This is a genomic window from Hydrogenimonas cancrithermarum, assembly GCF_030296055.1.
In the GTDB taxonomy this organism is placed as follows: domain Bacteria; phylum Campylobacterota; class Campylobacteria; order Campylobacterales; family Hydrogenimonadaceae; genus Hydrogenimonas; species Hydrogenimonas cancrithermarum.
This window is the reverse complement of sequence record NZ_AP027370.1, coordinates 1644523-1664283: the sequence shown is the minus strand read 5'-3', so window position 1 is coordinate 1664283 and position 19761 is coordinate 1644523. Positions and strand designations below refer to the sequence as shown.

18 protein-coding genes are annotated in these 19761 nt (G+C 54.0%); 11 read left to right on the top strand and 7 right to left on the bottom strand.

Annotation, left to right across the window (positions count from 1 at the left end; translation table 11 throughout):
* Positions 1-13: 13 nt before the first annotated feature.
* The 4 genes from leuS to yajC all read right to left on the bottom strand — a co-directional run bounded on the left by leuS (position 14) and on the right by yajC (position 5499).
* Positions 14-2458 carry a leucine--tRNA ligase gene (leuS, locus tag QUD54_RS08690; protein ID WP_286336337.1) on the bottom strand — a complete coding sequence of 815 codons (2445 nt, stop codon included), beginning with the start codon at positions 2456-2458 and terminating at the stop codon, positions 14-16.
* Between the two features lie 101 nt (positions 2459-2559).
* Positions 2560-3531: a protein translocase subunit SecF gene (secF, locus tag QUD54_RS08685; protein ID WP_286336336.1), complete on the bottom strand. Its 972-nt coding sequence runs from the start codon at positions 3529-3531 to the stop codon at positions 2560-2562.
* Between the two features lie 119 nt (positions 3532-3650).
* Complete coding sequence (gene secD, locus QUD54_RS08680; protein ID WP_286336335.1) at positions 3651-5225, bottom strand: protein translocase subunit SecD; 1575 nt, start codon at positions 5223-5225, stop codon at positions 3651-3653.
* Positions 5215-5499 carry a preprotein translocase subunit YajC gene (gene yajC, locus QUD54_RS08675; protein ID WP_286336334.1) on the bottom strand — a complete coding sequence of 95 codons (285 nt, stop codon included), beginning with the start codon at positions 5497-5499 and terminating at the stop codon, positions 5215-5217. The genes secD and yajC overlap by 11 nt, the downstream gene beginning before the upstream one ends.
* Positions 5500-5515: 16 nt before the next feature.
* On the opposite strand from yajC, the gene QUD54_RS08670 reads away from it, so the two are divergent.
* The 5 genes from QUD54_RS08670 (at position 5516) to QUD54_RS08650 (ending at position 9252) form a co-directional block, all read left to right on the top strand.
* On the top strand, positions 5516-6748 hold the full coding sequence (locus tag QUD54_RS08670; protein WP_286336333.1) for an apolipoprotein N-acyltransferase: 1233 nt from the start codon (positions 5516-5518) through the stop codon (positions 6746-6748).
* A gap of 79 nt (positions 6749-6827) precedes the next feature.
* The gene (cysK, locus tag QUD54_RS08665) at positions 6828-7757 is read left to right on the top strand and encodes a cysteine synthase A (protein WP_286336332.1); all 930 of its coding nucleotides are present in this window, start codon (positions 6828-6830) and stop codon (positions 7755-7757) included.
* On the top strand, positions 7758-8198 hold the full coding sequence (locus QUD54_RS08660) for a DUF4395 domain-containing protein (protein WP_286336331.1): 441 nt from the start codon (positions 7758-7760) through the stop codon (positions 8196-8198).
* A 15-nt stretch (positions 8199-8213) separates the two neighbouring features.
* The gene (locus QUD54_RS08655) at positions 8214-8786 is read left to right on the top strand and encodes an aminotransferase class IV family protein (protein WP_286336330.1); all 573 of its coding nucleotides are present in this window, start codon (positions 8214-8216) and stop codon (positions 8784-8786) included.
* 13 nt (positions 8787-8799) lie between these two features.
* Entirely contained in the window at positions 8800-9252 is a 453-nt protein-coding gene (locus QUD54_RS08650) for a hypothetical protein (RefSeq protein ID WP_286336329.1), read from the top strand.
* Between the two features lie 115 nt (positions 9253-9367).
* Here QUD54_RS08650 and QUD54_RS08645 read toward each other — a convergent pair whose 3' ends face one another.
* Positions 9368-10273, bottom strand: coding sequence for a LysR family transcriptional regulator (locus QUD54_RS08645; RefSeq protein WP_286336328.1), 906 nt, complete (start codon positions 10271-10273; stop codon positions 9368-9370).
* Positions 10274-10509: 236 nt separating this feature from the next.
* Between QUD54_RS08645 and QUD54_RS08640 the strand changes: the two genes are divergently transcribed.
* The 6 genes from QUD54_RS08640 to QUD54_RS08615 all read left to right on the top strand — a co-directional run bounded on the left by QUD54_RS08640 (position 10510) and on the right by QUD54_RS08615 (position 16271).
* Complete coding sequence (locus QUD54_RS08640) at positions 10510-12555, top strand: ATP-dependent helicase (protein WP_286336327.1); 2046 nt, start codon at positions 10510-10512, stop codon at positions 12553-12555.
* 4 nt (positions 12556-12559) lie between these two features.
* Entirely contained in the window at positions 12560-13399 is an 840-nt protein-coding gene (gene truB, locus QUD54_RS08635) for a tRNA pseudouridine(55) synthase TruB (protein WP_286336326.1), read from the top strand.
* Entirely contained in the window at positions 13387-13620 is a 234-nt protein-coding gene (gene csrA, locus QUD54_RS08630) for a carbon storage regulator CsrA (RefSeq protein WP_286336325.1), read from the top strand. The genes truB and csrA overlap by 13 nt, the downstream gene beginning before the upstream one ends.
* The gene (locus tag QUD54_RS08625) at positions 13617-14375 is read left to right on the top strand and encodes a 4-(cytidine 5'-diphospho)-2-C-methyl-D-erythritol kinase (RefSeq protein WP_286336324.1); all 759 of its coding nucleotides are present in this window, start codon (positions 13617-13619) and stop codon (positions 14373-14375) included. Before csrA ends, QUD54_RS08625 begins: the two co-directional genes overlap by 4 nt.
* A 56-nt stretch (positions 14376-14431) precedes the next feature.
* Positions 14432-14890, top strand: coding sequence for an SsrA-binding protein SmpB (gene smpB / locus QUD54_RS08620; protein ID WP_286336323.1), 459 nt, complete (start codon positions 14432-14434; stop codon positions 14888-14890).
* A gap of 316 nt (positions 14891-15206) precedes the next feature.
* Positions 15207-16271 carry a hypothetical protein gene (locus QUD54_RS08615; protein WP_286336322.1) on the top strand — a complete coding sequence of 355 codons (1065 nt, stop codon included), beginning with the start codon at positions 15207-15209 and terminating at the stop codon, positions 16269-16271.
* Positions 16272-16282: 11 nt separating this feature from the next.
* Here the strand turns inward: QUD54_RS08615 and QUD54_RS08610 are convergent, their stop codons facing one another.
* Both QUD54_RS08610 and QUD54_RS08605 read right to left on the bottom strand, forming a co-directional pair.
* Positions 16283-18508 carry a sensor domain-containing protein gene (locus QUD54_RS08610; RefSeq protein ID WP_286336321.1) on the bottom strand — a complete coding sequence of 742 codons (2226 nt, stop codon included), beginning with the start codon at positions 18506-18508 and terminating at the stop codon, positions 16283-16285.
* On the bottom strand, positions 18509-19648 hold the full coding sequence (locus QUD54_RS08605; RefSeq protein ID WP_286336320.1) for an FIST signal transduction protein: 1140 nt from the start codon (positions 19646-19648) through the stop codon (positions 18509-18511).
* Positions 19649-19761 lie beyond the last annotated feature (113 nt).

Below are 19761 nucleotides of genomic sequence, written 5' to 3'. Positions count from 1 at the left end.
CTCCTCACGCAAGCTATTTCACGACCAAGTTGACCAGCTTCCTGGGCACGACGATCTCTTTGACGACCGTTTTGCCCTCGAGCCATTTGGGTACGGCCGCCCGGGCGACTTCGAGGATCTCCTCTTTGCTCGCGTCCGGTGCCACTTCGATCTGGGCACGGGGTTTGCCATTGATCGAAACGGCCATCGGTATCGCGTCGACTTCGAAAACCTCCTCCTTCACTGCGAGAGGCACGAAGTTAGCGCGTTTGAAGAGCCGCTCGCCGAGTTCCCAGGCGATATGCGGAACGATCGGTTCCAGAAGGTTGAGAAGAATCCACATACCCTCCTGCCAAATCTGCGGGTTTTGCTGTTTGTCGAGGGCGTTGATCGCCTCCATGCAGCTGGCGATCAGGGTATTGAAGGTGAAGCGTTCACCGTAGACCTCTTCACCCTTCTTCAGCGCTTCGTAGACCTTTTTGCGCGCCTCTTTTTCACTCTTCTCCAGCGACTTGTGGTCGATTTCGGGCAGTGATTCGCACGGCTCGGTCTTCTGCGCGCGGTCGTAGAGCTTGCGCAGGAAGCGGTGCGCTCCCTCGACGGCACTGTCGTTCCACTCCAGTTCCTGCGTCGGCGGTGCGGCGAAGAGGATGAAGAGCCTCGCCGTATCGGCACCGTACTTCTCGATCAGCGCATCGGGGTCGACGACATTGCCTTTGGACTTGCTCATCTTCGCACCGTCTTTGAGCACCATGCCCTGGGTCAAAAGGCGTTTGAACGGCTCGTCGACGTCGACGTAGCCAAGATCGCGCAACACTTTGGTGAAGAAGCGGGCATAGAGCAGGTGCAAAATCGCATGCTCGATACCGCCGATATACTGGTCGACCGGCATCCAGTAGTCGGTATCTTCTTTCGTGAACGCGACCTCTTCCCAGAGGCGGCGCGGTGTCGTGTAGCGCAGAAAGTACCAACTCGACTGCACGAAGGTGTCGAGCGTGTCGGTCTCTCGGGTCGCATCGCCTCCGCATTTCGGACATTTCGTGAATTTCCAGGCCGGATGGTGATCGAGCGGGTTCCCTTCGCCGGTTATCTCGACATCGTCGGGCAGTGTCACCGGCAGATTCTCTTTGGCTTCCGGCACGACGCCACACTTTTCGCAGTGGATCATCGGAATCGGCGCACCCCAGTAGCGCTGGCGGCTGACACCCCAGTCCTTGAGGCGGAAATTGACGACCTTCTTGCCGATCCCTTTCTCCTCGAACCACGCGATGATCGCGTCGCGTGCCGCCTGGCCGTAGAGGCCGTCGAACTCGCCGCATCCTTTCAACACCCCATCTTCGGTGTAGGCTTCGTTTTCGGGCAGTTCACCCTCTTTCGGATAGACGACCGGCTTGATCGGCAGGCCATACTTTTTCGCGAAATCGTAATCGCGCGTATCGTGTGCCGGCACCGCCATCACCGCACCGCTGCCGTACTCCATCAGAACGAAGTTGGCGACCCAGACCGGCACCTTCTCGCCCGTGATCGGGTGACGTGCGTAGATGCCCAGCGGCACCCCCTCTTTTTCGGCCATGTTGCGCTCCCGCACCGGCATACGCCGCATCGCCTCGATTTTCGCTGCGATCTCGTCGTCCAGCAACCCTCTTTCCATCAGCGCTTTGGCGAGCGGGTGCTCGGGTGCCACGGCGGCGTAACTGACGCCGCAGATCGTATCGGGGCGCGTCGTGAAGACTTCGAAGCTCCCGATTCCCGTCTTCTCTTTGCTCTCTTCGTCGAGTTCGAAAGAAAACTCCAGGCCTGTGCTCTTGCCGATCCAGTTGCGCTGCATCGCGATCACCTGGCTCGGCCAGCCGGCTTCCAGTTTCTTCAGATCTTCGAGCAGCTCGTCGGCGTAGTCGGTGATTTTGATGTAGTACTGGTACATCTCTTTCTGGACGATCGGCGTATCGCAGCGCCAGCAGCAACCGTCGATCACCTGCTCGTTGGCGAGTACCGTCCGGTCGTGCGGGCACCAGTTCAGATACCCCTTCTTGCGGTAGACCAGCCCCTTCTCCCACATATCGATGAAGAACGCCTGTTCATATTTGGTATAGAGCGGATCGCAGGTGGCGAACTCCCGCTCTTTCGAGAAGGAGAGCCCCAGCGCCGCGAGCTCCTTGCGCATGTAGTCGATGTTTTCGTAGGTCCACTTTTTCGGGTGTACCTTGTTCTTGATCGCCGCGTTTTCGGCGGGCATACCGAAGGCGTCCCACCCGATCGGATGGAGCACGTTGTGCCCCTTCTTGCGCCAGTAGCGCGCCACCGCATCCCCGATGGCGTAATTTCGTACATGCCCCATATGGATACGCCCGCTCGGATACGGGAACATACTCAACACATATTTTTTCGGCAAGCTCTTCTCTTCACTGGGTTCGAAGCTCTCGTTTTCGTCCCAGAACCGCTGCCACTTCTTCTCAATCTCGGAAGGATTGTATTTCATTCAAAACTCTCATGTGATGGGATAAAAAATGGATAAAGCCCATCGGCTGCATCCATCATCCATCCTCTTGCGTCACGCATGCAGCCCAGGGCTGCAGTGCGTCAGACGGTTCCTTGCTCGTACATCGCGCGCATCTTCGCTTTCTCCTGCTCGCGTTTCTTCTTCTCCGCCAGCTTTTTGCGGTAGTTCTCCACATCGAAGCCCATCATCATCAGCAGCGGCGATGCGATGAAGATGGAGCTGTAGGTACCGACGATGATGCCCACCAGCAGCGTGAAGCTGAAACCGTGGATGATCTCGCCGCCCATCAAAAAGAGCGTCAGAACCACGAAGAAGGTGGTCAGCGACGTCAGTGTCGTACGCGACAACGTTCGCGTGACCGACTCGTCGATGACATCGGCCAGTTTCGAACTCTTCACGGTCGTCAGGCCCTCGCGGATACGGTCGAAGACGATGATCGTGTCGTTCAGCGAGTAGCCAAGAATCGTCAGCAGTGCGGCCAGAATGTCGAGATTGACTTCGACATTGAAAAGGACGATGGCCCCCATGGCGATCGAGATATCGTGCACGAGCGCCAGCACCGAAGCGATCGCGAAGCGCCACTCGAAACGGAAGCTGACATAAAGCAAAATACCGGCGATCGCCAGTACGAGCGCCATGATCCCTTTTTCACGCAGCTCGTTACCCACCTTCGGCCCGACCATGTCGACCCGGCGGATCTCGAACTTGCCCGTTCCTTCCAGCAGTTTGCGCGCCTCGTCACCGATATCGGTCCCAAGTTTTTTGGAACTCGTACGCACCTTGATGACGATTTCGTCGTCGCTGCCGAAGTAGTTGACCGATGCGCCCTCGAAGGTTTTGGAGGATTTGATCGCCTCGCGTACCTTGTCGATCGGCGCTTTGCCTTCGTATTTCACCTGTACCAGCGTACCGCCGGCGAAGTCGATACCGTAATTGAACCCCTTGGTGAAGATCAGCACATACGATGCCAACACGGCAATCAAAGAGAGGGCAAAAAATATCTTCGATTTGGACATCAGAGGAATCGGTTTTTTATAGCGAAACAGTTCCATCAGCTCTCCCCTCCGGGGAATACGCCCGAGCGGCCAAGCCCCTCGGGCTGCGTTAACACTGGGTTCGCTTCGGCAGCGGGCCCACGCGCAGCTAAACCGCGCTCATTAACCTTTTTCATCTACCTACCCCCTTCGAGTTTGATGCCGAACCAGCGATTCAGCCTGTTCTTGTCGATTTTTGATTCCAGCATCTGCCAGATACCGTGGGTTCCCAGAATCGCCGTCAGCATCGATGCCAGAATACCGATGCTCATCGTGATCGCGAACCCTTTGATCGGGCCGGTACCGTACGCGTAGAGCACCACCGCCGCGATCAGCGTGGTGATGTTGGCGTCCAGAATCGCGCTGAAAGCGTTGGCATACCCCTGCTCGATCGCCTTGGCGACGCTTTTGCCTTCATATAGAAGCTCGCGTATCCGCTCGTTGATGATGACATTGGCATCGACCGCCATACCGACGGTCAGGACGATACCTGCCATACCCGGCAACGTGAGCGTCGCGCCGAAGAGCGCCATGATCGCCAAAATCAAAAAGAGGTTGACGATAAGCGCCACATCGGCCACGGCCCCGGCGATGCCGTAGTAGAGAATCATAAAGACGACGACGGCGATGAAACCGGTGATCAAAGCGACCATCGACGCTTTGATGCTGTCGGCTCCGAGACTCGGCCCGACACTGCGCTTCTCTTCCATGAAGACGGGGGCCAGCAGTGCACCCGATCGCAGCGCGATCGCCACGTCGTGCGCCTCTTTGACGCTGAAGCCGCCGCTTATCTGCCCGCTGCCGCCGCCAATACGCTCACGGATGACCGGCGCGCTGTAGACGCGGTTGTCCAGCACGACCGCCAGCCGCTTGCCGACGTTTTTGCCGGTGAAGTCTCCGAAAATCTGCGCCCCCTGCGAGTTGAGCGAGAAGTTGATGACCGGCTGATTGTTCTTGTCGAACGCCACGCGCGCGTCGGTCAGCATCGAACCGTCCAGAATCGGGATCTCTTTGACCAGATATTTGCGGTTCGGGTTCTGGGCATCTTTTAAAATGACATCGCCGTACTGCGCCGCCTCGGCCGGTGTCATGCGGTCGACGTTCGCCGCACGCTCCTCGTCGATCGCCATCAGCTGCAGGTGCGCCGCTTTGGCGATCAGCTCGCGGATGCGCTGCTCCTGCTCGGGCGTCTTGATACCGGGTACTTCGACCAGGATCTTGTCTTCGCCCTGCTTGGCGACCGTCGGCTCCGCCAGGCCGAACTGGTCGAGACGGTTTCGGATCGTGTCGACGGCCTGGGTGATCGCATACTTCTTGACCGATTCGATCTCCTGTGGCGTCAACGAAACCGTATACTTCAGGCCATCTTTCTGAACGGCGATCCCTTCGATCTTCTTCAGAATCTCGTCCATTTTCGGCATATCGTCTTTGTCGAGCAGTTCGAAGCCGATCTTGCCGTCACGCACTTTGAACTCGTCGATGATCAGATCTTCGTCTTCGGCCGCATACTTGACAGAGGAGGCGAGCGATTTGATTTTCGACTCGATCGCTTCGTCGGTATCGACACCCAGAAGCATATGCAGGCCGCCTTGCAGGTCGAGGCCGAGCGTGATTTTTGGACCTTTTTGAAGATTCAGAAGAGAAGGCGCAGAGAGCGCCAGGCCGAAGATCGCCGCGGCGATGAAAACGAGGACGCGGTAATTAAGCTTCATCCTCGATCTTTCTCGCTACGGCATCGGGAACGAGTTTGACGATCGTATCGTCGTTAAGCTTGACTTTGATAAAATCCTCTTCGGGTTTGACCACTTCGGCCATCAAGCCGCCTGTGGTAACGACTTTGTCACCTTTTTTGAGCGATGCCACCATCTCTTTGTGCTTTTTCGCCTGCTTTTGCTGCGGACGGATCACCAGGAAATAGAAGATCGCGAACAATACGAGAAGCGGAAACAATGAAGCCAGCATATTGCCCTGTTCAGCACCATTCATACACTATCCTTTTGCCATGAAAAATTTGAAGCACTATTTTAGCACTCCTGTGATTAGTTTAGGCTTTCTTTCCGCACTTTGTGCCTCCGCCTTCATCTATTTGCACCATTTCGGCCTGCATCTGCCGTGGTTTCAGGCCTTTCTCGGCATCGGCGCGCTCTGGTTCTGGCTGACGCTTCCGCCGCGCGCGATGTTTTGGAGCGGATTTTTTACCGCCACGCTCTGGTTCCACTGGATCGGACTGAGCTTCCGCTACTACGACCTGAGCTGGATGATTCCCTTCGTCGTTCTGGGCATCGCCCTTTGCTACGGTTTCATTTTCCGGCTCATCGCGGCGCTTGGGCACATCGTGCCGCGTGCTGCCGCCTTCGGCCTCGTCGAGTATCTGCACCCTTTCGGTTTCGACTGGTTCCGCCCCGCCCTGATGTTCACCGGCTCCATCCTCGGCGACCACCTCTGGCAGCTCTGGATCGTTCTCGCTACCCTCGCCCTCTTCATTCCGATGAAACACAAAGCCCGTTACGCCGTGCCGGCACTGTTTCTCTTCGCCATTCATCATCCATCGTCCACCACGCATCGTCATCAGCTGGAACAGCGGATCCAACTGGTCCAAACGAATATCGACCAGGCCAAAAAGTGGGACCCGCGCTACCGTCGGCCGATCGTCGAGCTCAACCTCCAGGCGATCCGAAACGCGATCGCTGAAAAAAAGGGGGCCGTCATCCTGCCCGAAAGCGCTTTTCCTCTCTTTTTGAACCACGACATCGAACTGATGCAGACCCTGATGGAACTCAGCCACGACATTACGATCGTCACCGGTGCCCTCTACGCCCAGAAGGGGAAATCCTACAACTCCACCTACCTTTTCCAATACGGCGATCTACGCATCATGCACAAAGTGGTCCTCGTTCCATTTGGCGAAGCGGTTCCGCTTCCCAAATGGCTCGGGCACTGGATCAACGACCTATTCTTCGAAGGGGCGAGCGACTATACGACTGCCGAAAAACCGAGTGATTTCGAGATGCTCGGCCACACCTGGCGCAACGCCATCTGCTACGAGGCGACCTGCGACCGGCTTTTCGAGGGAAATCCCAAATACATGGTCGCCATCAGCAACAACGCATGGTTCATCCCTTCGATCGAACCGACACTCCAGCGGCTGCTTCTCCAACTACAGGCCGACCGCCACGGCACGACGATTTTTCACGCCACCAACGGGCCGATTACCGGTATCGTCGAACCCGACTGACACCCTTGGCCGGACGCATAATCTTCTATTTATTTCTCTTATGCTAACATCGGAAGAATATTGAGCCAGGAGCAGAGCAATGAATATCGCCAACGACGTATCCGAACTGATCGGAAACACCCCGCTTGTCAAGCTGCATTTCGCAAGCCGCGAAACCGGATGCACGATCCTTGGGAAGTGTGAATTCATGAACCCCGGCGGATCGGTCAAAGACCGCATCGGCAAAAATATGGTCGAACAGGCACTGAAACGCGGCATCATCGACGAAACGAGCACGATCATCGAACCGACGAGCGGCAACACCGGCATCGCTCTGGCGAGCATCTGTGCGGCAAAGGGGATCAAACTGATCCTCACGATGCCGGAATCGATGAGTCTGGAGAGAAGAAAGCTTCTCAAAGCGTTGGGGGCCGAATTGAAGCTGACACCGGCTGAAGAGGGGATGACAGGGGCGATAAAGATGGCGGAACGACTCTGCAAGGAGATCGACAACTCCATCATCCTGCAACAGTTCGAAAACCCCGACAATCCCGACATTCATCGCAAAACGACGGCATTGGAGATTTTGCGCGACACCGATGGGGCAATCGACATCTTCGTCGCGGCCGTCGGAACCGGCGGGACGATCACCGGAACGGGCGAGGTACTGAAGGAGAAGGTTCCAGAAATCAAAGTCTATGCCGTCGAGCCCGAAGACTCCCCCATCCTTGCCGGGGGAAAACCCGGGCCGCACAAGATCCAGGGCATCGGCGCCGGATTCGTACCGAAGATTCTCGACACCGAAGTCTATGAATCGGTGATCGAAGTCGGAAACGACGATGCGTTCAAAACCAGCCGGCGCATCGCCAAAGAGGAGGGGCTTTTGGTCGGCATCTCTTCAGGTGCCAACGTCTATGCCGCGATGAAAGTGGCATCGCGTCCGGAAAACCGCGGAAAAACGGTCGTCACGATCCTCTGCGATACGGGTGAACGCTACCTCAGCACCGAACTCTTCGAGGATGGCGAATAGATGCCAAGCTGCCCCATCTCCGCCGAACGGATCAACGAGAAACAGGCACGCATCGCAGGCGCCATTACCTGTATGGCCGCCCTTTCATACATGGCGGCCCCGTCGCCGCTGTGGCTTCTTTTTCTGCTGCTCGACTTCTTCGCGCGCGCCTTTTCAAGGCGTTTCAGCCTGATCGCCAGGCTTTCGGGAATCTTCGCACGCTTTCTGGGCAAAGCGCAGGTCGTCGATGCGGCCCCGAAAAAGTTCGCCGCGAAGATCGGTATAGCGATGAGCCTCGGTGCACTGCTCTTGCATATGGCGGGCCTCGTCGAAGGCGCAAAGGCACTCATCGCCGTCATGGCGCTCTGTGCGTTTTTGGAAGCCGCATTCAGCTACTGCGTCGGATGCAAGCTCTATACCCTTTTGCGAAAATTCGAAAAAGGATTCGGTAAAACCGCTTAACCAAAAAGGATCACCATGCTGTTAGAAACCATCTCGATCGTAAACGGCTCCATCCAACACCTTTCGCTCCACCAGGCACGTCTCGACAGAAGCCAAAGCGCTCTGTTCGAGGACTACACCCCTATCGATCTTGGCAGTCTCATCCATCCACCCTCCGGATCGGGACAGATCAAATGCCGCATCGTCTATGCGGACGAGCTCATCGACATCAGCTACGCACCCTACCACCCCAGAGAAGTGAGGCACCTCAAACTGATCGAATCCTCCATCGACTACGCCCACAAATACAGTGACAGGGAAGCGCTCGACGACCTCTTCGCCCGACGGGGTGGCGCCGATGACGTTCTGATCGTACGAAACGGGCTGATCACCGATACGAGCGTCGCCAATATCGCCTTTTACGACGGCAAAAAATGGATCACTCCCAAATCGCCTTTGCTTCGCGGTACGACAAGGGAACGGCTCGTGCGAAGCGGTTTTCTGATACCCCGGGACATCCGCGTCGACGAGCTCGGAAATTTCGAAACGTTCGCGCTTTTGAACGCGATGATCGGATTCGAACCCGTCAAACATGGTACAATTACCTAAAAAAAGAAGTTTTATGCTTATCGATATGATCAAAGAGAGAGAATTTCAGGAGATCATGGAAGCGCATATCAAAGATATGCTGCTCTATCTTCTCGAAAGCGACCAGCCTTTCGGGCTGCTTTGCAATCTCGAACACGTCACCTTCGATCCGCCTCTGCCCGAAGAGCTCGCGGGTATGCTTCAGGAGGTGACACTTTTTATGATCGCAGGCTACACCTTCGAAAGTTTCGAAGTGGAGGAGCGGACACTTTTCTTCGAAGCCGGTTTCGGGCCGCAGAATTTCGGAAGCGTCGTCAGCATGCCGATTCTTGCCGTCTTGCAGCTGCTCGTCGAAGAGACGCCGATCCTGATCAATATGGCACAGCCGATGGCCGATCTCGAAACGACAAAAGAGACGTCCGGTGTCAAAAGTTCGCTCGAAAGTTTTCTCAGCAATCCGGAAAACAGAAAATTTCTAAAGAAGTGAAAGGGTAAAGGTTTGCGTACGGCCTAGCGTTGCGTGAACCCGCCATGGCGGAAGAGCTTCATGCCGCAGGCATCGCAAAGCGAAGCCGAAGGGGCTTCGCTTCTTCGGCCTCCCGCTAGCATTTGTTTTGCTGGAGAAAGTTCACGACGTTTTCGATGAAAGCATCGTGTTTGCGGTCTTTCGAGTAGGCGATGTAGAGTTTTCTTTTGATGCGGTAACCGCGTATCCTCGATTCGTAGAGCTGGCCATTCTCCACTTCGTCCGCGATTGCGACATGGGAGATGAACGAGACGACCGGAGGCTCGCCCTCGTTCGTTTCCGCTTTCAAGATGGCGGCTTTCAGCGTGGCCGAACTGTCCACTTCATAGAGCACGTCGAGATTTTTGCATTCGGTTCCGATCTCTTCGAACACCTCTTTCACCATACGTCTCGTATGCGAAGCTTCGTCGCGGCAGATCCATCGGTAGTTGTTCAGATCCTCGGGCTTGAGCGTTTTGGGCAGCGGCTGATTGCTGAAAATCACCAGTTCGTCTTCGAGCCACTCCCGATAGATGACGTCGTCTTTGAAGATCGGCGATTCGATGAGGCCAAGATCGATCTGTTTGGTGAGGATGTCGTCGATGACCTGTTCCGACACTTCGACTTTGATCTGCACGTCGTTGTGGATGACGTTTTTGATGTTGTTGAGACATTTTCCGGGGATAATGAAGTTTCCGATCGTGAACGATGCACCGATTCTGAAGGTGATCTCTTTGTTGATGATTTTGATGAGATCGCGCTCGGCATTGTTGATGCACTTTTCGAGGCGCAGGGCGATACGGTAGAGATCTTCTCCCTCTTTCGTCAGAATGACGCCATTCTTTTTACGTTCGATGATTTTGCAGTCGAGATATTTTTCGATAAACTTGATCTGCTGGGTTACCGCCGGCTGCGAAATTCCGAGCTTTGCAGACGCTTTCGAAAAGCTGCGTTCGCGAACAACCGTCAAAAAAGTTTCCAGTTTTGCGAAATCTTTCAGCATAACAAATCCTTAAGATTTTTATTTGTTATTCTACCAGATTATATTTATAAATGCAATAATTTTTTGTTATTTGTAATCATTTTATTCTTCTTTAAGTGCCCAAACATTCCCGGTTAAGTTCCATCTCTCATTTAACGAAAAAATCGGTTCCGGAAAAACCAAGATGCCACGATAGAGCGTCTCTTCAACTTTTTTTTGATATACTAAATACAATTTATAAGCAACAGAAACGGATTATGGACAAAATACTCGACCAACTCAACCCCGAACAGCGTGAGGCCGCCTGCCATATCGACGGGCCGATACTCATTTTGGCCGGTGCCGGAAGCGGGAAGACCAAAACCATCACGACACGTCTTGCCTATCTCCTCTCGCTCGGTATCGACCCTGCCAATACACTGACACTCACCTTCACCAACAAAGCGGCGTCCGAAATGCGCGAACGCGCGCTTTCGATGATCGACAACCCCGTCTATCCGCCGCTTCTATGCACGTTTCACAAATTCGGGCTCCTCTTTTTGAAGTTCCACATCGAAAAACTGGGACGGAAAAACGATTTCGTCGTGATCGATACCGACGACAAAAAACGGATCATCAAACAGATCGACAAAGAGCTTCCGACCGCACTCGTCGCGAGTGAAATCTCCCGTTACAAAAATTCGCTCATCCATCCCGCCCAGGCGATCGCACAGGCCGAACAGCCCCAGTACAAAAAGATCGCCGCCATCTACCAGACCTACCAGGAGTACCTGGTCGAAAACAATCTGGTCGATTTCGACGACCTTCTGATGCTGACCCACGAACTGCTGGAGATGGACGAAGATCTCAGAAAAAGCGTCAGCGACCGCTACCGTTACATCATGGTCGACGAGTACCAGGATACCAACGAACTGCAGCTGCAGCTGCTCAAAAAGCTCTGCGACAGCCACACCAACCTCTGCGTCGTCGGAGACGACGACCAGAGCATCTACGGATGGCGGGGCGCCAACATCAAAAACATTCTCGAGTTTCCCAACATGTTCGACGATACGAAGGTCGTCAAACTCGAGCACAACTACCGCTCCACTGAAGAGATCCTCAAAGCGGCCAACCTTCTGATTCAACACAACCGCAGCCGGCTCGGAAAGACGCTTATCAGCACCAAAGGGAAGGGAAAACCGGTCGAGATTTTCCAAAGCAGCGACGAAAACGAAGAGTCCGACAAGATCGCCCGTGCCATCAAACAGCTGATCGACAGCGGTGTCGCGGCGGGCGAGATCGCCGTACTCTATCGCATCAACGCCCTCTCACGCTCGCTCGAAGAGGGGCTCAACCGTGCCGGCATCGCCTATCAGCTCGTCGGCGGCGTGCGCTTCTACGAAAGGGCGGAGATCAAAGACGCTATCAGCTATCTGCGTATCATCGCCAACAGCCACGACGACTTCAGTTTCAAACGGGTCATCAACCGTCCCAAACGCGGCATCGGAAAAGCGACGATCGACAAGATCGAAAAGGCGGCCTACGAAAAACATCTTTCGCTCTACCAGTTCCTGAGCGAAACACCGAAAACGGAGCTCTCCAAGCTGCTGAGCAAAAAGGCGTACGCCTCGATCAACCGCTTCATCAACGATCTCGAGATTCTGCAGGAGACACTCGAGCGTTCGACGATGGAGTTCATGGAGATGTTCGACAGCGCCATCGGGCTCAAAGCCCACTACGCTTCGCTTCCGGACGGCATGGAACGGGTGCTGAACCTCGACGAGTTCTACGGCCTCTTCCGCGATATGATCAAGAAAAATCCCGATATGAGTCTCGATGGCTTCCTGAACGAAATATCCCTTCAGAGCGACCAGGACCAGATCAAAGGGGAACAGATCTCGATCATGAGCGTCCACGCCTCCAAGGGACTGGAGTTCACGCACCTCTTCGTCATCGGGATGGAGGAGGAGTTCTTTCCGCTGCTGGGCGACGGGTGCGACATGGAGGAGGAGCGGCGCCTGGGCTATGTGGCGATGACACGGGCGAAAGAGACACTCACACTCTCCACCGTACAGAGCCGCTTCCACAAAGGGCGCAGGAAACAGTTGGAGAAGAGCCGTTTTCTGACCGAGGCGGGGCTGTTGCAGGGGGCACTTTCGATCGAGAAGAGCACCGGCTACAAAAAAGGGGACCTGGTCAAACACAAACTTTTCGGCATCGGACGGGTACTCGAAGTCTCGCGTGCCGGGCGCGACTACAAGCTGAAGATCAACTTCGGGGGCAACCGCCGGGACATCCTCTCCTCGTTCGTCGAGAAGGTGTGAGACGATGACGTGCCCCAACCGGCTCTTCGTGGCGAAAAAGCCGATGTTCGTCGGTTCCAACACCTTTTTGTCACGGATCAAACGGCGCTATGGTGTCAAAAAAGCCGGTTTCTCCGGAACACTCGACCCTTTCGCCTGCGGTGTTCTGATCATCGCTTTCGGGCAGTATACGAAACTCTTCCGCTTTCTTCAAAAATCGCCCAAAACCTACCGGGCGGTTCTCTGGCTCGGTGCCGTCAGCGATACCCTCGACATCGAACATATCGAACGTATCGACCCCATCGCCCCGATGGAGGAGAAGCGCGTCGAAAATGCGGTAAAGGCGTTCGAGGGCACCTTCGAATACATTCCCCCAAAATACAGTGCGAAACGAATCGACGGAAGACGCGCCTACGACCTGGCGCGCGCCGGAGAGTCCGTCGAACTCGCGACCTGCCGCTCCAGGATCCATGCCATCTCGATGCTCCACTACCGCCACCCTTTCGTCACCTTCGAAGCGACGGTCAGCGAAGGGACCTATATCCGCTCTCTCGGCGAGGCGATCGCCGAAAAGCTGGGATGTGCCGGGGCATTGAGCTATCTGGAACGAAAACGCGAAGGGAAATTTGTATACGACCACGAAAAACCGCTCGATCCACTCGAATATCTTCAGCCCCCTCGAAACCGCTATCTCGGTGATCCCCGGGACCTTCTTCTGGGAAAGAAGCTCCAAAAGGAGCGTTTCGAGATCCAGAGACCGGGCACCTATACCGTCGTGTTCGACGACTACTTCTCGATCCTCGAGATCGATGAAGGCGACCGGGTCGCCTATCTGCTCAACAAGGTAAAACTATGCTCGTACTGACCCGAAAAAAAGATGAAGCGATCCGCATCGGCGACAATATCGTCATCAAGATCATCGCCACCGACAAAAACAGCGTCCGCATCGGCATCGAAGCCCCCGACAACGTCACGATTTTACGTGAAGAGCTGGTACGGGCAGTCAGTGAGGAGAACCTCAAAGCGACCCAAAAGGCCCCCGTCGAACTGCTTGCGAAACTCAGGGAGAAACTCTCCAAATCATGACGATCCAAGCCCCCGCCAAAGTCAACATCTTTCTCAAAATTACGGGCCTGCGCGGCAACTATCACGAGCTGCGTTCCCGGTTCGTCCGGGTCGATTCGCTGTACGACACCCTTTCGTTCACAGAAAAAGAGCGTCCGGACAAAAATTTCGAACTCGAATCTTCGGTCCCGCTTCCCAAAGAGAACACCGTGGCCAAAGCCTACAGACTGCTCAAAGAGACTGCACCCTCCATCGAAAAGTTTTTCGAACGGCACCGTGTCACCCTCGAAAAACGAATTCCCCAGGGTGCGGGCCTTGGCGGCGGCAGTTCGGATGCGGCGGCTTTTTTGAATCTTTGCAACGAACTATGCGGTTTGAAACTCTCCAAAACGCAGCTCGCCGCCATCGGAGAGAAGATCGGTGCAGACGTACCGTTTTTCGTCTATGGCTACCCAAGCGCCAATGTGGAGGGGATCGGCGAGATCATCGTACCCTTTGAAGAGGAGCTGCCGAAACTGAAGCTCTTCACGCCACCGATTCACTGTGATACGGGCCTGGTTTACAGAACCTTCAGAGAGAATTTTGCAAAAGATATCGACAAAGACGCGGCCAAAGAGTGGATGTCGATCGAAAGCGGTGAATTGCTGAAAAGCCTCGATCCAGTCGAAGCGAACGACCTCTACAAAGCGGCGCTTTTACTCTATCCGTCATTGAAGTCTTATCAGGCGCCGCACCGCTTCTTCAGCGGCAGCGGAAGTACCTTCTTCTCTTCATAAATGAATATAAACACCATTCATGTATAATAGCCTCAAAACTTTTGGGAAAGAGATAGATGCCGATAAAAATCGTCGCCAAGAACAAAAAAGCCTTTCACGATTATGAAATCATCGAAAAGCTCGAAGCGGGTATCGAACTGCTCGGCAGCGAGGTCAAATCGATCCGGATGGGGCGTGTCAATCTCAAAGACAGCTATGTTCGCATCGTCAAAGGAGAAGCGTGGGTCTTCGGTATGCACATTTCGTTTCTCGAAAGTACCAACCCCCACTACAAGCCTGACGAAAAACGTCCGAGAAAACTGCTCTTGCACCGCAAACAGATCGACAAATGGCTGGGAAAGATGAAACAGGAGGGGTTGGCGATCGTACCGCTAATGCTCTACTTCAACGAACGTAACAAAGCGAAACTACAGATCGCTCTGGCGAAAGGGAAAAAGCTGCACGACAAGAGAGAAACACTTAAAAAGAAGACCGCCGAGCGCGAAGCGCAAGCGGCGATGAAACAGAAATATTGACGTTCGCTCAGTGCTTTTTAAACTGGAAAATGGTCCAGGTCGGCACGAGGGCGGCAGCCGCTACGGCATAGACAGACGCAATCATTTCCATCGGTGTCATGATCAAATCCCCTTTCCTAAAAATTGTCTTGATATTTTTCCCATCCAACCCTTAAAGTATCCCTAAAAATCAGCTTTCAGGCAGGATTTTTCATTAATATTTTTTATATTTATACGTAAATTCATTTCGCCTTATACACTGCAAACGAATCGTAATCAATAGACTTTACACACTCTTTTGGCATAATTGGGAAAAACGTGACAAAGGAGCGAGACCATGTTTTCCACGATGCACAACCAATCCAGGGCCAGCGAACTGATCGAACGCGCCAGATCGGCGATCGAAAGCGCCTCGAAACAGATAAAAGAGGCGAAAGATCGATTGGTCGAGGAGATATCCAAAAGCGACAGCGTCAAAGAGCGGCTTAGCAAAAAGAGCCTTACACGCTTTCAAAAACTCGCCAAAGAGCTGCACAACGAACCCCCGCTCGAAATCACACCCGTCAGCGAAACGCTCTTCATCGAACAGGCCGAACCGCTTCTTCGGCAAAGCGAAGCGGAACCTCCCCAAATCGTGCAACTCAGACAAAAAAAAGGAGGAGCCTTCTTCGCCGCACTCTTCGCTGCGCTGGTTACCGTTGCCGCCGCACTTCTCATCGGTGCACTCGGTACCGCCCTTCCTCTCACACTCGATACGTTCAGCGATCCCAACGCGATCGAAAGGATTCTCGCATGGATCGGAGGCGGTGCGTTCGATCCGGAGATAGCCAATCCTCTCTGGGGTGCGGCCGGCCTTGCAGTGGCGGCGATCACGGCCGCGCTCATAACATGGTCCATCACGCTCTCGAAAACCGCCCGGCACAACCTCGACATCGCCGAATCGCTGGAGAGCGAGGCGGAGGCTTACGGCCATGCGATGCGCGAGACCGCGGAGACGATGGAGGAAGTTGCGGAAGCCCTTCGGAAATATCGGCAAGATCTCGAAATCTGCGATGCCTTCGTCAACGAGTTCAATGCATCGATCCAGCGCATCCTATTGACGGAAGGAAACGATTTCGAAGCCTTCAAACCGGCTTCGAAAAGATTGATAGAGCGGGCATCCGAAGCGGTCACCGCCATGATACCGCTTCTGAACATCGCGATACTGACGACGGAAAACAGAGCCGCCGAGCAGCTGCTCCATGCCGTCGAAGCGCTGCACGAACTCGTCGAAAACCTGATCGAAGAGAGGCCGCTGAAGGGTGAAGCGGCGCCGAACGAACCGATTATCCTCGGTTATACAAAAGAGAACAATGAAGAAGCGTCCCGCCCCGAAGAGGGATCGGAGCGTGAAAAGTCTTGAATCGATCGCCGCTACCTGGATAGAAGGGGAGGAATCTCCTCCGGCTTCACCGGCCGGCTGAAAAGGTACCCCTGTATCTCGTCGCAGCCCATCTGTGCCAGAATTCTTTTCTGTTTCTCACTCTCCACACCTTCGGCGATTACGGAGAGTCCGAGGGCATGCGCCAGTGCGACGGACGCTCTCACGATCGCTCGGTCGGAATCGTTCTCGACGATCTCGTCGATAAAAGATTTGTCGATTTTGAGTTTGTCGACGGTAAACTGTTTCAGGTTCGCCAGCGAAGAGTAGCCGGTACCGAAATCGTCGATCGAAAATCTACATCCGAGAGCCTGCAATCTCTTGATCGTTTCATATCCTCTCTTCCTGATGTGCACAAAAGTGGTTTCGGTGATTTCGAATTCGATTCTACCGGGATCTATCTCGTAGGTTTGCAGCGTTTCAGCCACGAAATGGGCCCATCCTTCATCCATCAACTGCCGTCTCGAAAGATTGACGGCAACCGTCAGATCATGGATCCCCTCCCTTTTTCGCCACGCTGCGATCTGCCTGCAGCACGCTTCAAAGACCCACTTTCCTATTTTCAAGATAAGGTCGCTCTCTTCCGCAACCGGAATGAACTCGGCCGGCGACATACGCCCCATGACCCGTTCGTCGATGCGAAGCAGCGCTTCGACACCGGTGACATCTCCATCCCGCAGCGCGATCTGTGGCTGGAAGAGCAGAAAAAAACGTTCATCCGCCAGAGCCTCCTTCAACGCTCTTTCAATCCTATAGTGGCGCTTTACATCGTTGTCCAGGGCCCTGGAGTAGAAATGAAAACGGTTCTTTCCCTGTTCTTTCGCCCGATACATCGCCATGTCGGCATACTGCACAAGCTCTTCCCTCTCATCGCTGTCATCCGGGAAAATGACGATTCCGATACTCGACCCCAGGTCGTACTCCACGTCGCCCACTCTAAAAGGGCGGTTCAGCGCTCCGATCACCTTCTCCGCCACACGAATCGAACCGTCGACACATTTGAAATTTTCGACGATCAGCAGAAATTCGTCACCGCCAAGCCTTCCGAAGATGTCCGAATCTCTCAGGAGAGAGCGAATTCGGTTCGCACATTCGATCAAGACCATATCGCCGGCACTGTGGCCCATCGTATCGTTGATCTCTTTGAAGTTGTCCAAATCGATGAAAAAGAGTGCCCCCGAGCGTCCGGTTCGTCTGGCACGCGAGAGCGCCTCATCGAGTTTTTCAAACAGAAGCATCCGGTTCGGAAGTTTCGTCAGTGCATCGTGTGTGGCGGTATAGCGCAATTTTTCTCTCGATTTTTGAAGTTCGGAGATGTCGGTCAACATCGCGACATGATAGTTCGCCACATGCTGTTCGTTATAGACCGTATCGACGGTCAGCCATGCCAACAGGTTGGAGGCATCCTCCCGCAAAACCACCACTTCCCCGTGAAAACACCCCTCCGTTTCGAGCGACTTTGAAATCGTTTCGAACGTCTGCGCGGTAAAAAAACGGGCGAGCCCCTGCAGGTCGATCCTCTCCAGCTTTTCACACGGTATGCCGAGCATCGTACAGAATGCCTCGTTCACTTCGAAGTAGCTTCCATCCAAAGAGGCGATGAATATCCCCTCCGTCGCATCTTCGAAAATCTTTTTGATCACATTGAGATACTCTATCGACTTCTTCTCCGCCGTCATATCTCTGACGATCGCGATCGTCGTCCGTTTGCCATTCTCCTTGATGTTGGTCGGCATGACACGTGCTTCGAAAAAGCGCCTTTCCCCTTTGGTCTTCATCGAATAGTTGAGAATTTGCAGCGTGTTGCTCTCGATCGCTTCCCGGGTCGTTTCATAGAAATCTCTGGCATACGCCGAAGGGAATATCTCGTCTATCCGCCTTCCGATAATCTGCTCTCTCGGCAAATAGAGAAGGTCGTCTTTTCCCTGCGAAAAAACATCCAGATATTTCCCGTCCTCGTCCACATAGAAGATCAAATCCGGAATGACGTTGATCAAGGCGCTGATTCTTTGCTGATAATTCTCCCTGGATGCCTCCAGAAACTGCTGCATCTCCTCCGAAGAGATTTCGAGGGAGCGTTCGAGCAGATACCGCTCCTCGTCGTTGTAGACGAAGATGGCGTCGACCTTTTCGAGAAACGTGCGCCAGGCGTCGTATCCGGGTGCGGTATTCTCGTCGACTCCACACTTTTTCAGAAGCCGCTGCAGCAGACGATGCATCTACTCTTCCCACATGAGTGTAAGTGTCATGGTCTGATTGAACAGGTCGCACGTGCCGGTGCTCATCAGCGAAATTTCACCGTAGGAGTAAAATCCGATCTGTCCGGTGCCCTCTGGCAGGACATCGCATATCGCCTCCAACTCCTCTTCCGTGCGCTCTTTCAAAACCAGTTTCCTGCCGACACAGCTGATGGCGATACTGAGTGCGCTGCCATCAATGTGGACCCCTTCGGTCATCATGCTCGCCGCTTCGTAGGCACCATCGATCAGACGGTCGAAATTGGCTTTCATGAAGGTGGCATACCCCCCTTCCGGAATATCTCCCGCAAAGGTGATCGACCGCTCCTTTTCGTCTATGGCGAGAATGGTGCGGACTTTCGTTTCATCGCTCTCTTTCGAAGCGCGGACCGCCAGAGGAAACAGAAGCCCGCTGGCCGGAAGCCCTTGCGCGTACTTTCCAAGATAGCGTCTGTAGACATCCAGTGCGGGCTCTTCGTTGAGGGTATAGAGGATATTTTTTTTGGACGACGTGATCATCCGTTCGACTCCGAACCTGTCCCATCCGCCTCTGTATCCCGTAGCACTCCTGAAACACTCTCCATAAAAACCGAACGCAGTGACCACTTCCGAAGCCACCCTGCAATCCTGGCCAAGCAGATAGGTCTTTTCGAAACGGTCGTCGTCACCGGCAAGCCCACCCGTCACGTTGACACCCTTTGGAAGAACTTCGTTGATGCCAACACTCAATTCCGAACCGTTGATCGTCAAACCTTCGCTCAGAACAAAGATGCTTTTGAGGGAATCGTCGAGCAGCGACTCCACAACTTTTCTACCCACCGCTTTCGACTCTTCGGCCGATGCGATCGGTATATCCACTTTTCTTACCCGGCTCTTTTCGAGCCGTACCACCGCAACGACCAGCGTATTTTCGAAAAGCTGCTCACCGAAAATCTCTCCCGCTCCGCTGCAACCGCCTTTGAGCGCTTTGGGAAAGGCAAGGCAAACCTCTTCAATCGCCCTGTTCAGACGTTCATCGCGTCCCATCTCGCCGAACATGAGCAAGAATGTCGTTTCCGAATCGAGTGAAGTGTCGAACGGCTCGTTCCACTCTTTCTCGAAACGGTAAAATCTGGTAATCATACGGCATGCCTTTTTCGATACGTTTAGAGAAAGATCGACAAATTTTTATTTTTATTGATGATATGTGTTATATGTAGTTTTTTGAAAAAGCGTACCGTTTTTGACAGTGAATC